The organism is Actinomycetospora lutea, assembly GCF_028737205.1.
In the GTDB taxonomy this organism is placed as follows: Bacteria; Actinomycetota; Actinomycetes; order Mycobacteriales; family Pseudonocardiaceae; genus Actinomycetospora; species Actinomycetospora lutea.
In genome coordinates this window covers 36,698-49,403 of sequence record NZ_JAQZAL010000022.1, presented here as the reverse complement: position 1 = coordinate 49,403, position 12,706 = coordinate 36,698, and the positions used below count along the sequence as shown (strand labels likewise).

15 protein-coding genes are annotated in these 12,706 nt (G+C 75.0%); 10 read left to right on the top strand and 5 right to left on the bottom strand.

The annotated features are described in order from the left end of the window. Nucleotides 1–34: 34 nt before the first annotated feature. A complete protein-coding gene (locus PHK61_RS22415; protein ID WP_274283230.1) occupies nt 35–808 on the bottom strand; it encodes a hypothetical protein in 774 nt (257 codons plus the stop codon). A gap of 119 nt (nt 809–927) precedes the next feature. Here PHK61_RS22415 and PHK61_RS22410 point away from each other — a divergent pair, with 119 nt between their 5' ends. From PHK61_RS22410 to PHK61_RS22400, 3 genes are all read left to right on the top strand, one after another. Then, nucleotides 928–4,308 carry a pyruvate carboxylase gene (locus PHK61_RS22410; protein WP_274283229.1) on the top strand — a complete coding sequence of 1,127 codons (3,381 nt, stop codon included), beginning with the start codon at nt 928–930 and terminating at the stop codon, nt 4,306–4,308. Then, nucleotides 4,305–4,844: a 16S rRNA (guanine(966)-N(2))-methyltransferase RsmD gene (gene rsmD, locus PHK61_RS22405; RefSeq protein WP_274283228.1), complete on the top strand. Its 540-nt coding sequence runs from the start codon at nt 4,305–4,307 to the stop codon at nt 4,842–4,844. Before PHK61_RS22410 ends, rsmD begins: the two co-directional genes overlap by 4 nt. Before the next feature lie 335 nt (nt 4,845–5,179). After that, nucleotides 5,180–5,899 carry a hypothetical protein gene (locus tag PHK61_RS22400; protein WP_274283227.1) on the top strand — a complete coding sequence of 240 codons (720 nt, stop codon included), beginning with the start codon at nt 5,180–5,182 and terminating at the stop codon, nt 5,897–5,899. 45 nt (nt 5,900–5,944) lie between these two features. On the opposite strand, the gene PHK61_RS22395 is transcribed toward PHK61_RS22400, so the two are convergent. After that, nucleotides 5,945–6,163, bottom strand: a complete 219-nt coding sequence (locus tag PHK61_RS22395; protein ID WP_274283226.1) for a hypothetical protein — start codon at nt 6,161–6,163, stop codon at nt 5,945–5,947. Further along, nucleotides 6,160–7,113 (bottom strand): hypothetical protein, encoded by a 954-nt coding sequence (locus PHK61_RS22390; protein ID WP_274283225.1) that lies wholly within the window; start codon nt 7,111–7,113, stop codon nt 6,160–6,162. The genes PHK61_RS22395 and PHK61_RS22390 overlap by 4 nt, the downstream gene beginning before the upstream one ends. 130 nt (nt 7,114–7,243) lie before the next feature. On the opposite strand from PHK61_RS22390, the gene PHK61_RS22385 reads away from it, so the two are divergent. Beyond that, nucleotides 7,244–7,606 (top strand): hypothetical protein, encoded by a 363-nt coding sequence (locus PHK61_RS22385; RefSeq protein ID WP_274283224.1) that lies wholly within the window; start codon nt 7,244–7,246, stop codon nt 7,604–7,606. A 3-nt stretch (nt 7,607–7,609) separates the two neighbouring features. On the opposite strand, the gene PHK61_RS22380 is transcribed toward PHK61_RS22385, so the two are convergent. After that, nucleotides 7,610–8,272 carry a GNAT family N-acetyltransferase gene (locus PHK61_RS22380; RefSeq protein ID WP_274283223.1) on the bottom strand — a complete coding sequence of 221 codons (663 nt, stop codon included), beginning with the start codon at nt 8,270–8,272 and terminating at the stop codon, nt 7,610–7,612. Nucleotides 8,273–8,308: 36 nt separating this feature from the next. Here PHK61_RS22380 and coaD point away from each other — a divergent pair, with 36 nt between their 5' ends. The 6 genes from coaD (at nt 8,309) to mutM (ending at nt 12,178) form a co-directional block, all read left to right on the top strand. Next, the gene (gene coaD / locus PHK61_RS22375; protein ID WP_274283312.1) at nt 8,309–8,782 is read left to right on the top strand and encodes a pantetheine-phosphate adenylyltransferase; all 474 of its coding nucleotides are present in this window, start codon (nt 8,309–8,311) and stop codon (nt 8,780–8,782) included. A gap of 124 nt (nt 8,783–8,906) precedes the next feature. Then, entirely contained in the window at nt 8,907–9,668 is a 762-nt protein-coding gene (locus tag PHK61_RS22370) for an ATP synthase F0 subunit B (RefSeq protein ID WP_274283222.1), read from the top strand. A gap of 71 nt (nt 9,669–9,739) precedes the next feature. Next, the gene (locus PHK61_RS22365; RefSeq protein WP_274283221.1) at nt 9,740–10,318 is read left to right on the top strand and encodes a YceD family protein; all 579 of its coding nucleotides are present in this window, start codon (nt 9,740–9,742) and stop codon (nt 10,316–10,318) included. Between the two features lie 15 nt (nt 10,319–10,333). Further along, nucleotides 10,334–10,516 (top strand): 50S ribosomal protein L32, encoded by a 183-nt coding sequence (gene rpmF / locus PHK61_RS22360; RefSeq protein ID WP_274283220.1) that lies wholly within the window; start codon nt 10,334–10,336, stop codon nt 10,514–10,516. A gap of 23 nt (nt 10,517–10,539) precedes the next feature. After that, nucleotides 10,540–11,310 (top strand): ribonuclease III, encoded by a 771-nt coding sequence (rnc, locus tag PHK61_RS22355; RefSeq protein WP_274283219.1) that lies wholly within the window; start codon nt 10,540–10,542, stop codon nt 11,308–11,310. Next, entirely contained in the window at nt 11,303–12,178 is an 876-nt protein-coding gene (gene mutM, locus PHK61_RS22350) for a bifunctional DNA-formamidopyrimidine glycosylase/DNA-(apurinic or apyrimidinic site) lyase (protein ID WP_274283218.1), read from the top strand. The genes rnc and mutM overlap by 8 nt, the downstream gene beginning before the upstream one ends. Before the next feature lie 7 nt (nt 12,179–12,185). Here the strand turns inward: mutM and PHK61_RS22345 are convergent, their stop codons facing one another. After that, complete coding sequence (locus PHK61_RS22345) at nt 12,186–12,674, bottom strand: DUF1059 domain-containing protein (RefSeq protein ID WP_274283217.1); 489 nt, start codon at nt 12,672–12,674, stop codon at nt 12,186–12,188. Between the last annotated feature and the right edge of the window lie 32 nt (nt 12,675–12,706).

Below are 12,706 nucleotides of genomic sequence, written 5' to 3'. Positions count from 1 at the left end.
GCGAGCCCGTCGTCGCCGGGGGAGGTGACCGGGGTCAGGCGCGCAGGCGGTCGCGCAGGTCGCGGGCGCCGCGGACGGCGGCGCGGCGGACGGCCTCGGCGGCCTGGGTGTACTCCGACCCGGGCGGGTTCACGCGCGGGGGAGCGGGGTCGACGGCGCGGGTCTCCGACGCGAGGGGTGCCTGCGGCCGGGGCGACTCGGCCCGCGGCGACTGGGCCCGCTGCGGCTGGGCCTGCGGCGACTGGCCCCGCCGCGACTGGGCCAGACCCTCCGCCACGCGCTGCGCGTCCTCCCACGCCGAGGCGGCGCGGTCGACGGCGGCGGCGAACTCGGCGCGCCGGGGGCCGGAAGGCTCCTCGTCGGTGGCCAGGAACTCGGCGTCGCCCATGGCCTGCACGAACCGCGCGGTGGCGGGGACGGTGACGTCCGCGAGCGCCGGGCGGGCGGCCACGGCGTACTTGTCGGCCTCGAAGGCGGCGTACTCGGCCTGCAGGGTCGCGAACCGGTCGCGGGCGAGGTGCCAGCGCGCCGCGTCGTGCTCGGCGAGGCGCCCGACGCGGCCCTGCGGGTGGCCGTGCACGACCGTGCGCACCCGCGTGACGCCCCGGCGCACCGCGATGACGGTGGCCACGACGGCGGCGACGACCGCGGCGACGAGGTCGGCGACGGCGGCCAGCAGCGCGACGCCGAGGCCCTCGAGGTCGCCGGCGGCGACCCAGACGGCGAGGAAGATCACGGGAGAGAGGAGCGCGAGCAGCCCGGCGAGACCGTAGAGCCAGGGCGCGGCGGAACGTCGGGGTCGGTCCACGGTGTCCTCCTCGTCTCACTCCTGCTCTCCTTGATACCGCACGGCCCCGGCACACGTCGCCCGGCGCGGTAGCCTCCGCCGGCCCGGGTGCCGGGTGGACCCGGCAGGAGGGTGTCTCGATGTTCCGCAAGGTGCTCGTCGCCAACCGTGGCGAGATCGCGATCCGGGCCTTCCGGGCCGCCTACGAGCTGGGTGCGGCCACCGTCGCCGTGTTCCCGCACGAGGACCGCAACTCCGAGCACCGTCTCAAGGCCGACGAGGCCTACCAGATCGGCGAGGTCGGCCACCCCGTCCGCGCGTACCTCTCCATCGAGGAGATCATCGAGGCCGCCCGGCGCTCGGGCGCCGACGCGGTCTATCCCGGCTACGGGTTCCTCTCCGAGAACCCGGGGCTCGCCACCGCGTGCGAGCAGGCGGGCATCACCTTCATCGGCCCGCCCCCGCGCGTGCTCGCGATGGCCGGCAACAAGCACCGGGCCGTCGCCGCCGCCCGCGAGGCCGGGGTCCCGGTGCTCGACTCGTCCGACCCGTCCGACGACCTCGACACCCTGCTCGCGGCCGCGGAGTCGATGACCTACCCGGTGTTCGTCAAGGCCGTCGCGGGCGGCGGCGGGCGCGGCATGCGGCTCGTGCAGGAGCACGGCGGCATGCGCGACGCCGTGGCGGCCGCGATGAACGAGGCGTCGAGCGCGTTCGGCGACGCCACCGTGATCCTCGAGCAGGCCGTGGTCGACCCGCGGCACATCGAGGTGCAGATCCTCGCCGACGGCGACGGGCACGTGATGCACCTCTTCGAGCGCGACTGCTCGGTGCAGCGGCGCCACCAGAAGGTCGTCGAGATCGCGCCCGCGCCGCACCTGGGCCCCGAGCTGCGCGAGCGCATCTGCGCGGACGCGGTGAAGTTCGCCGAGGCGATCGGCTACGTCAACGCGGGCACCGTCGAGTTCCTGCTCGACGGCGAGGGCCACCACCACTTCATCGAGATGAACCCGCGCATCCAGGTGGAGCACACGGTCACCGAGGAGGTCGCCGACGTCGACCTCGTCGGTTCCCAGATGCGCATCGCGGCGGGGGCCACGCTCGCCGACCTGGAGCTCTCGCAGGACACGGTGGCCCTGCACGGGTTCGCCATCCAGTGCCGGATCACCACCGAGGACCCGGCCAACGAGTTCCGGCCCGACATCGGGATGATCTCGGCCTACCGCTCGGCGTCCGGGTCGGGCGTGCGGCTCGACGGCGGCACCGCGTACGCCGGCGCCGAGATCAGCGCGCACTTCGACTCCCTGCTGGTCAAGGTCACGTGCCGCGGGCGCGACTTCACCACCGCGGTGCGCCGGGCCCGCCGCGCGCTCGCCGAGTTCCGCGTGCGCGGCGTCGCCACCAACATCCCGTTCCTCATGGCCCTGCTCGACGAACCGGACTTCCGCGAGGGCCGGGTGACGACGAGCTTCATCGCCGAGCACCCCGACCTGCTCGCGGCGCGGGCCCCCGCCGACCGCGGCACCCGCCTGATGACCTACCTGGCCGACATCACCGTCAACAAGCCCTACGGCGAGCCCCCGCGCCTGGTCGACGCGCGCGAGAAGCTGCCCGCGGTCGACCTGACCACGGCGCCGCCGGACGGCTCGCGGCAGCGGCTCGGCGAGCTCGGGCCCGAGGGCTTCGCGTCCTGGCTGCGCGAGCAGACGAGCGTCCCGGTCACCGACACCACCTTCCGCGACGCGCACCAGTCGCTGCTCGCCACCCGCGTGCGCACCCGCGACCTCATCGATGTCGCGCCGCACGTCGCCCGCACCACCCCCGAGCTGCTCTCGCTCGAGTGCTGGGGCGGCGCGACCTACGACGTCGCGCTGCGCTTCCTCGCCGAGGACCCGTGGGAGCGCCTCGCGCGCCTGCGCCAGGCCGTCCCCAACCTGTGCCTGCAGATGCTGCTGCGCGGGCGCAACACCGTCGGCTACACGCCCTACCCGACCGAGGTCACCGACGCGTTCGTCGCCGAGGCCGCCCGGGTGGGCATCGACATCTTCCGGATCTTCGACGCGCTCAACGACGTGGGGCAGATGCGCCCGGCGATCGACGCCGTCCGCGCGTCCGGCGGCGCGGTGGCCGAGGTGGCGCTCTGCTACACCGGCGACCTCTCCGACCCGGGGGAGAAGCTCTACACCCTGGACTACTACCTGCGCCTCGCCGAGCAGATCGTCGACGCGGGCGCGCACGTCCTGGCGATCAAGGACATGGCGGGCCTGCTGCGCCCGCCGGCGGCGCGCACGCTCGTCACCGCCCTGCGCGAGCGCTTCGACCTCCCCGTGCACCTGCACACCCACGACACCGCCGGCGGCCAGCTCGCGACGCTGACCGCGGCGATCGACGCCGGGGTCGACGCCGTGGACGCCGCGGTCGCCTCGATGGCGGGCACGACGTCGCAGCCCTCGCTGTCCGCGCTGGTCGCGGCCACCGACCACAGCGACCGCCCGACCGGGCTCTCGCTCGACGCCGTCAACGCGCTCGAGCCCTACTGGGAGCTCGTGCGCAAGGTGTACGCGCCGTTCGAGGCCGGGCTCGCGTCGCCGACCGGGCGCGTCTACCACCACGAGATCCCCGGCGGGCAGCTGTCGAACCTGCGCCAGCAGGCCGTCGCGCTCGGGCTCGGCGACCGCTTCGAGCAGGTCGAGGACGCCTACGCGGCCGCCGACCGGATGCTCGGGCACCTGGTGAAGGTCACCCCGTCGTCGAAGGTCGTCGGCGACCTGGCCCTGCACTTCGTGGGGGCCGGGGTCGACCCGGCGGCGTTCGAGGCCGAGCCTTCCAAGTTCGACATCCCCGACTCGGTGATCGGCTTCCTGCGCGGCGAGCTGGGCGACCCGCCCGGCGGCTGGCCCGAGCCGCTGCGCACGCGCGCCCTGGAGGGCCGGACCGAGCGTCCGGGGCTCGCGGAGCTCACCGACGACGAGCGCAAGGGCCTCGAGGCCGACCGGGCCGCGACCCTCAACGACCTGCTCTTCCCCGGGCCGACCAAGGACTTCCGCGAGCACCGCCAGTCCTACGGCGACACCTCGGTGCTGCGCAGCCAGGAGTTCTTCTACGGGCTGGAGTCCGAGCGCGAGTACGCGGTCGACATCGACACCGGCGTGCAGCTGCTCATCGAGCTCCAGGCGATCTCCGAGCCCGACGAGCGCGGGATGCGCACCGTGCTGATGTCGCTCAACGGCCAGCTGCGGCCGCTGTCGGTGCGCGACCGTGCGGTCGACACCGACGTCAAGGCCGCCGAGAAGGCCGACCGCAGCAATCCGGGCCACGTGCCGGCGCCGTTCGCCGGGGTGGTCACGCTGCAGGTCGACGAGGGCGACCGCGTCGAGGCCGGGGCGACCGTGGCGACGATCGAGGCGATGAAGATGGAGGCCTCGATCACCGCGCCCACGGCGGGCACCGTCGAGCGCCTCGCGATCGGTGCGGTCCAGCAGGTCGAGGGCGGGGACCTCGTGGTCGTCCTGTCCTCGTGACCCGGATCATCGGCGGCACGGCCGGCGGGCGGCAGATCGCCGTGCCGCCGACGGGCACCCGCCCGAGCACCGACCGGGTCCGCGAGGCCCTGTTCTCGGCGCTCGAGGCCCGCGGGGCGATCGAGGACGCCGAGGTCCTCGACCTCTACGCGGGGTCCGGCGCGCTCGGGATCGAGGCGCTCTCGCGCGGGGCGTCCACGGCGATCCTCGTCGAGCGCGACCCCCGGGCGTGCGCGGTGATCCAGAGCAACGTGGGCGTCGCCGGCGTGCACGGCGCGCTCGTGCGCCGGAGCGCGGTCGAGGCGTACCTGAGGAAGACACCGGGGCCGGTCGACCTCGTCTTCGTCGACCCGCCGTACCAGGACCCCGTCGACGGCGTCCTGGCGCGCGTGCCCCGCTGGATGCGCGCGGGCGCCGTCGTCGTGGTCGAGCGCGATTCCCGCTCGCCGGCGCCGGCGTGGCCCGACGGCCTCGAGCCCGACGACCCCCGGACCTACGGCGAGACGACGCTGTACCTCGCGACCGCCCGGGGTTGACTTCGGCACGGCGGTGCGAGCGATGCGGCATCGCTGGCGTGTGACGCCAGGATCGCCACATCCTCGCCACGCGACACGCCGCGGGTCGGTCGGCGTCAGGGCCGTCCCGAGCCGATCGGACGGCCGGCGCCACGACGGTGGGCGCAGAGCGGTGCGGTGGTGGGCGGCATGCGCTGCGCCGCTCGGAGCCACTTCGCCGTGGGGGCCCTGAACGTCGCGTCGGGCGCCCACGACCGGGGAAGACCGGGCTCCCCGACGACGGGTCGAGCACCGCGGCCCGCCCGTCCCGAGCGACGGACAGCGACGTCCGGCACCCCCGGAAGGACCACCACCCCATGACCGAAGCGCTGGGCATCGAATCGATCGACCTGCACGGGTCCGTCGTCATCGGCGGCCGCACGGTGCGGATCGACATCACGACCGAGGAGACGCCGGCGCGCGACGCCGGCCGGAGCGAGGAGCCGGACGAGGCGGTCGACCGGGACGAGCTCGACGACGGGTCCGACGACCTGCCCGCGGAGGACGTCGACGACGAGGTCGAGGACGACGAGGTCGAAGACGTCGAAGACGTCGAGGACGCCGACGACCTCGAGGTGGAGGACGAGGCGGACGCCGAGGACGAGGACGCCGACGACCTCGAGGTCGAGGACGAGGCGGACGTCGAGGTGGAGGACGAGGCGGACGTCGAGGACGTCGAGGACGTCGAGGACGTCGAGGACGTCGAGGACGTCGAGGACGAGGCTGACGACGAGGACCTCGAGGACGAGGTCGACGGCCAGGTCGACGACCAGGTCGAGGACGAGGTCGAGGACGAGGTCGACGACGAGGCCGAGGAGACCGGCGAGGAGGAGCAGCGCCAGGGGCTCGCCGAGAGGTTCCACCTGCGCCGGGGCGGTCGGGGCCGGTCCGGCGAGTCCGGCGAGTCCCCGGCGTCGTCGGAGGAGGAGACGGCGCCGGCACGGAGCGGGCGGCGACGCCGGACGGAGTCCGGGACGGACGAGCCGCCGCGCCCGCGCTCGCCGCGGCGGCGGAGCACGTCGGGGTCGACCAGCTGACCGACCCCTCCGGGCGGCCGGCGCCGGGCCGGCCGCCCGGAGCCGTCAGGTCGGCTCGTCGGGCGTGTCGATCCAGGACAGGATTGCCGCGTCGACCTGCACGTCCTCGTAGGTCACGTGCGCGCGGACCTCGTTCGGGAGGTTGGTGCGCCGGCTCCCGGAGCGCGTGGCCTCGATCCGGACGTCGGGCTCCTCGTCGAAGCGCAGCCTCCGGGCCCGCACCGAGGCGCGGAACTCGATGTCGGGGGCGCGGTCCTCGCTCACCCCGTCGTCCGCCGCGCGGGGCGTGGACGGGCCGACGAACCGCGCCGCGACGTGTCCGTCGACGACGAGTTCTTCGACGACGAGCCCTGCGGTGACGAGCCCTCCTCGTCGCCGTCCCCGTCGTCGGAGGACTTCCGGGACGAGCGGCGCCGCCGGACGGCCTTCGGCGCCTGCTCCTCGGAGCCTCCGCCGGAACCCCCGCCGTCGGAACCCCCGCCGTCGGACTCCCCGTCGCCGGACTCCCCGGCGACCGCGCCGGTCGCGTCGCCGACGGCCTCGGTGGCGGTGCCGGCGACGTCCTGGACGGTGTCGCCCACCTCGCTCGTGGCGTCCGCGGCCGCCTCGCCGACGCTGCCGACCGCGTCGCCGGCGGCGTCGCCGACGGAGCTGCCGAGCTCGCCGACCGCCGACCCGGCGGCGCCGCCGATCTGCCCGACCGCGTCCCCGGCGGCGCTCCCGACCTCGCCGACCGCCTCGCCGACACCCGACCCGACCTCGCGGACGGCGTCCTGCGCGGTCCGCGCGATCGTCTCGATGATCTGCGGGTTGCGATCGATCGTGTCGAGGACCCGGTCGATGATCCGCGCGACCTCGTCGAGGCGGACCTTCAGCGTGGCCTCGGCCTGGACGCCGTCGATCTCCAGCTCGACCGAGCCCAGCTGGGCGTCGACGCCGACGTTGAGCTTGAGCAGGTTGAGCACCTCGGCCTGCAGCGAGACCTTCGCGCGCAGGTCCTGCACCTTGAGCCCGATGTGCTCGACCTCGAGCTTGGGCACGTCGAGGTAGACGTCGGGCCGGCCGCCGGCCTCGCCGCGCCCACCCTCCGGGCGCCTGCTCGTGCTGCCGGATGCGCGCCGCGCGGGCCGCTCCTCGGAGCGCCCGGCTCCGTCGTCGGTGTCGCCGGTCGGGGTGCTCGTCCGTCGCGTGCGGCGCGGGGGACCGTCAGCCATGCGTACCTCCTGCTCGGTGCCCGGAGGATGCTCCGCGGGGACCTTCCGGGAAACGGGCCCGGTCGGCCCAGCCGGCCCCGCCCGACGGCCCAGCACGACCCCCGCTGGCCAGCTCTGACAGCATCGCCGCGTGCGGTGGACCGCCCTCGGTGGGCTCCTGGCCCTGCACCTGGTGCTGGCGGCGTGCGGGCCCGGGGTCGAGCGCGTGCCCGCCGGCCCGCCGAGCGCGGAGCAGGTCGACCGGGCCCTGCGCTTCGCCGCGCTCGCCCCGCTGCCCCCGGACGCGGCCGTCACCCGCCTCGAGACCCAGGGGGGCATCGACACCCAGGTGGTGCTCGCCGTGCGGCTGCCCGCCGGATCGACCTGGCGGACCGCCTCGGGGCTGCCCGCCGACGGGACCCAGCAGCGCGTCGCCAACCCCGACGGCGCGATCGTCGTCCGCGAGGTCCGGACCGGGCCCGGCGAGCTGACGGTCACGGCCTTCACGACCTGACGGTCACCCGCTGATCGCCGCCAGGAACGCGTCGGCGCCCTCGACCTCGACGTCCCGGAGGCGCTTCCGGCGCCACGCCGCCGGGGTCACCGCCGCGTGCACCTCGACGACCCCGTCGGTGCCGGTCTCGCGATGGGTCTCGCGGTAGCCGCAGGCGGCGCTGACGCGGCGCGAGGCGGCGTTCCCCTCGGCGGCCGCGGTGACCGCGCGCGCCATGCCGAGCGGCCCGAACGCCAGCTCCAGCAGCATCAGCCGCACGCGCCGCCCGAGGCCGCGGCCCTGCTCGGCGCGCGCGAGCCAGGACGAGGTGCGCACGGTGCCCGCGGGGTCGTCGAGCTCGTGGGCCAGCACGGCGAGCCCGAGCGCCCGGCCCCCGTCGAGCACCGCGAGCGGGGCCCGCCAGCGCGCGGCCGACGGCGTCTCGCGCAGCCGCCACGCCCACTCGAGGAACCGGCGGGCGGCCACGGCGCCGTCGTCCTCGGGCCAGCCCAGGAGCTCCCCGGCGCGGCCCGGCGCCACGATGCCGCCGGGCTCGGCGACGATGTCGGCGAGCTCGAGCAGCTCCTCGTCGGTCGGCGCGAGCAGGACGGTGCCTCGGTGCGCCACGCGCAGCCCGTACTGCGGGTAGAGCGCCGCCAGGTCGGCGCGCAGGAGGTCGGCGTCCACGCAGCGCATGGTGCCGCCTCTGCGATGATCGCGACCATGGCGATCGCGGTCTGCCCCGGCTCGTTCGATCCCGTGACGCTCGGGCACGTCGACGTCGTCACCCGGGCCGCGGCGCTGTTCGACGAGGTGGTCGTCGCGGTCGCGGTCAACCCGGTCAAGCAGGGCCTGTTCACCGTCGACGAGCGCCGCGAGCTGCTCGCCACGTCCCTCGCGGGCCTCGACAACGTCCGCACCGACGCGTTCGAGGGCCTGGTCGTCGACTACTGCACCGCGATCGGCGCCGCCGCGCTGGTCAAGGGCCTGCGCTCGTCGACCGACTTCGGCTTCGAGGAGCCGATGGCGCAGATGAACCGCCACCAGACCGGGGTCGACTCGGTCTTCCTCATCACCGACCCGCGGTACTCCTACGTGTCGAGCTCGCTGGTCAAGGAGGTCGCGCGCGGGGGCGGGGACGTCGCGGCGTTCCTGGACCCCGAGGTGCACCGCCGCCTGCTCGACCGCCTGGGCTGAGCAGACCCGATGGGTCGAGCTCCCCCTCTCGGCGTGCTCCCCTGTCTGCTCCGTCTCCCCGCGACACGCCGACGGGCAGGGCGAATCCCCGGCCGCCGTGACCGGCGGCGGCACACTCACCCCCGTGTACCGCGTGTTCGAGGCGCTCGACGAGCTCGTGACCCTCTGTGAAGAGGCGCGCGGGCTCCCCATGACCACCAGCTGTGTCGTGCCGCGCGGCGACGTGCTCGAGCTGCTCGATGACGTCCGCGAGGCCATCCCGGGCGAGCTCGACGACGCGCAGGACGTCCTCGACCACCGCGACAAGCTCCTCGCCGACGCCACCGAGGAGGCCGAGCGCGCGCGGACCGAGGCGCAGGTCGAGGCCGACCGGCTGCTCGCCGAGGCCCGCGAGCAGGCCCAGCAGATGATCGCCGAGGCCGAGCACGAGGCCGAGCGCACGGTGGGCCGCGGGCGCCGCGAGTACGCCGAGCTCACCGAGCGCGCCGAGGCCGAGGCCGAGCGCATGGTCGAGGCCGGCCGGCAGAACTACGAGCGCTCGGTGGCCGACGGGCGCGCCGAGCAGGCCCGTCTCGTCGAGGCGCACGAGGTCACGCGGGCCGCGCACGTCGAGGCCGAGCGGCTCGTCGACGCCGCCACCGACGAGGCCGACCGCCGCCGCGCCGAGTGCGACCACTACGTCGACGGCACGCTCGCCGACTTCTCCGAGACGCTCGAGTCGGTGCTCGACACCGTCGGGCGCCACCGCCACCAGCTGCGCATGAACGCCCCCACCGGCCCTGCCGCCGCCGGACCGCCACGCGGCCGGGACGACGAGGAGGGCGAGTCCCGCGAGGCCGCCCCGCGCGAGGGCTGGCGCCGGTGGAGCGAGCGGCTCGGCGCCTGAGACCGCTCGCGTAGACTGATCGGTTGGGCCGCGTCGTGCGGCCGCCGAGCGCTACCCCGTCGGGACCAGAGATGACGAGCGAGAAGCCCCACCCCACCGTCGACGCGACCAGCCCCTGGGTGGTCGACGTCGCGCGCGAACTGCTGCGCAGGCCCGGCCAGATGAAGCCGCTGCGGCGCGACGTCGCGGCGCCCGAGGGCTTCGGGCTGGACATGGTCGGCGTGCCCGTCGGCGAGACGATCCACCTCGACCTGCGCCTCGAGTCGGTGATGGAGGGCGTGCTCGCCTCCGGCACGGTCCAGGCGGACGTGCGCGGTGAGTGCTCGCGCTGCCTCGAGCCGTTCACCGACCACGTCGACGTCGACCTCACCGAGCTCTACGCCTACCCCGACTCCGTCACCGACGACACGACGGACTCCGACGAGGTCAGCCGGATCGTCGACGAGCGCATCGACCTGGAGCCGGCCGTGCGCGACGCGGTCCTGCTCGAGCTGTCCGTCACCCCGCTGTGCCGCGAGGACTGCCCGGGCCCGGAGTCGCCCGACCCCGAGGCGTGGGCCTTCGTCCCGTCCGGGGAGGCCCATGAGAGAATCGATCCTCGCTGGGCCGCGCTGCAGGAGAAGTACGGCGCCGGCCGTACCGAGAACTGAGGAGAGCTGACCGAAGTGGCCGTCCCGAAGCGCCGGATGTCCCGCGCGAACACCCACGCCCGCCGCTCGCAGTGGAAGGCGTCCGTGCCGCAGCTGATGGCGTGCCAGAACAAGGCCTGCGCCAAGCCCAAGCCGCCGCACGTGGCCTGCCCGCACTGCGGCCAGTACGCCGGCCGCCGGGCCGTCACCCCGGCCTGAGGGCCGTCCCGGACGACCGCGGCATGACGGCGTCGAGCACGCAGTCGGCGGAGAACCCGACGGAGCCCACTCTCGGTGAGGTGCTCGGGGTCGATCTCGACCCGGAGCTGGTCGAGCTCGCCCTGACCCACCGCTCCTACGCGTACGAGCACGGCGGGCTCCCGACCAACGAGCGCCTCGAGTTCCTCGGCGACGCCGTGCTCGGCGTCGTCGTCACCGAGCGTCTCTACCGGGAGCACCCCGACCTCCCCGAGGGCCAGCTGGCGAAGCTGCGGGCCAGCGTCGTCAACATGCACGCGCTCGCCGGCGTCGCCCGCGAGCTCGGGCTCGGCGACCGCCTGCACCTCGGCCGCGGCGAGGAGATGACCGGCGGGCGCGACAAGCCGAGCATCCTCGGCGACGCCGTCGAGGCCGTGCTCGGCGCCGTGCACCTGCAGCACGGCATCGAGATCTCGCGCCAGGTCGTCGAGCGGCTGTTCGGCGAGCTGCTGCGCACCGCCCCGCTGCTCGGCGCCGGGCTCGACTGGAAGACGAGCCTCCAGGAGCTCACCGCCGCCTCCGACCTCGGCGTGCCCGAGTACCGGATGGTCGACGAGGGCCCCGACCACCTCAAGGTCTTCACGGCCACGGTGGTCGTCGCCGGCCACGAGCGCGGCAGCGGTGTCGGGCGCACCAAGAAGGAAGCCGAGCAGAAGGCCGCCCGCGCGGCGTACCAGTACCTCGACGGGGAGGGCGGCGCGTCCTCGGGCCAGGACGCCGAGCGCAGCGGAGCCGGACCGTCGAGTAGTGCCTGAGCTCCCCGAGGTCGAGGTCGTCCGGCGGGGTCTCGCCGCCCACGTGCTCGGCCGGCGGGTGAAGTCCGTCGAGGTCACCCACCCCCGGTCGGTCCGCCGGCAGGCCGGCGGCGCCGCCGAGCTGGGTGAGCGCCTCAGTGGCCGCGTGCTGCGGGCCGCGCGCCGCCGGGGCAAGTACCTCTGGCTCGAGCTGGGCGGACCGGACGGCGAGGTCGAGGCCGCCCTGCTGGCCCACCTCGGCATGAGCGGGCAGCTGCTCGTCCAGCCCGCCGACCGGCTCGACGAGTTGCACCTGCGCATCCGGCTGCGCTTCGACGACGACGGTCCCGAGCTGCGGTTCGTCGACCAGCGTACGTTCGGCGGGCTCACCGTCACCGACGTCACCGGCCCCGACGCCCTCCCGGTGCCCGTGGCCCACATCGGGCGCGACCCCCTCGACCCGGCGTTCGACGCCGAGGCGGCGATCGGCGCCCTGCGCCGGCGGCGCACCGGCCTCAAGCGCGCCCTGCTCGACCAGACCCTGGTGTCGGGCATCGGCAACATCTACGCCGACGAGTCGCTGTGGCGGGCGAAGCTGCACTACGAGCGCCCGACGGCCACGCTCTCGCGACCCGAGGGCCGGCGCCTGCTGGCGGCGGCGAGCGAGGTCATGGGCGAGGCCCTGGCCGCCGGCGGCACGTCGTTCGACGCGCTGTACGTGGACGTCAACGGCGACGCGGGCTACTTCGACCGTGCGCTCGCCGTGTACGGGCAGGAGGACCGGCCCTGCCCGCGCTGCGGCACCCCGATCCGGCGGGCGGCGTTCATGAACCGCTCGTCGTTCTGGTGCCCCACCTGCCAGCCCCGTCCCCGGCGCCGGCACGTCTGAGCAGCGACTACGGGGTCTCGGCGCGCACGACGTCGAGGTTGCGGAAGGAGATCGGGCCCTCGCACAGGCCGGTCATCTTGCTCGCGAACGCCGATGTCACCGGGCTGTCGGAGTTGCGCTGCGCGGCCTCCGAGCTGGGGAACTCGACGACCTCGACGTAGGTGTCGGCCCGGTCGCGGTCCCGTCCCATCACCATCCACCGGGCGGTGCGGTCGGCGCCGATCTCGGACGTCCAGCCGTCGATGAGCATGTCCATCTGGTCGTACTGCTGCGTCCGGAACTCGATGAGCTGCACGAACGCGCCGGCTCCGGTCGCCTGCGGCGCGTCGCGCAGGTGCGCCCGGAGCCCCGAGCGCAGCTCCTCGCCGTCGGTGTGTCCGTGGACGGCGACCGCGTGGGCCGCGCCGGCCTCGAGGACCTCGTCCTCCTCGCCGGTGAGGGTGAGCGTGCAGTCGTTGTCGCTGGGCACCTCGCGACAGTCGAGCATCCTGCGCATGACGGGCCTCCTGGGGCGATCGGCCGTCGGAC

Coding starts and splice junctions, on each gene's coding strand:
- coaD (WP_274283312.1), top strand. CDS start 8,309: ATGGCGATCGCGGTCTGCCCCGGCTCGTTCGATCCCGTGACGCTCGGG.
- PHK61_RS22400 (WP_274283227.1), top strand. CDS start 5,180: ATGACCGAAGCGCTGGGCATCGAATCGATCGACCTGCACGGGTCCGTC.
- rnc (WP_274283219.1), top strand. CDS start 10,540: ATGACGGCGTCGAGCACGCAGTCGGCGGAGAACCCGACGGAGCCCACT.
- PHK61_RS22345 (WP_274283217.1), bottom strand. CDS start 12,674: ATGCGCAGGATGCTCGACTGTCGCGAGGTGCCCAGCGACAACGACTGC.
- PHK61_RS22390 (WP_274283225.1), bottom strand. CDS start 7,113: ATGGCTGACGGTCCCCCGCGCCGCACGCGACGGACGAGCACCCCGACC.
- PHK61_RS22365 (WP_274283221.1), top strand. CDS start 9,740: ATGACGAGCGAGAAGCCCCACCCCACCGTCGACGCGACCAGCCCCTGG.
- PHK61_RS22410 (WP_274283229.1), top strand. CDS start 928: ATGTTCCGCAAGGTGCTCGTCGCCAACCGTGGCGAGATCGCGATCCGG.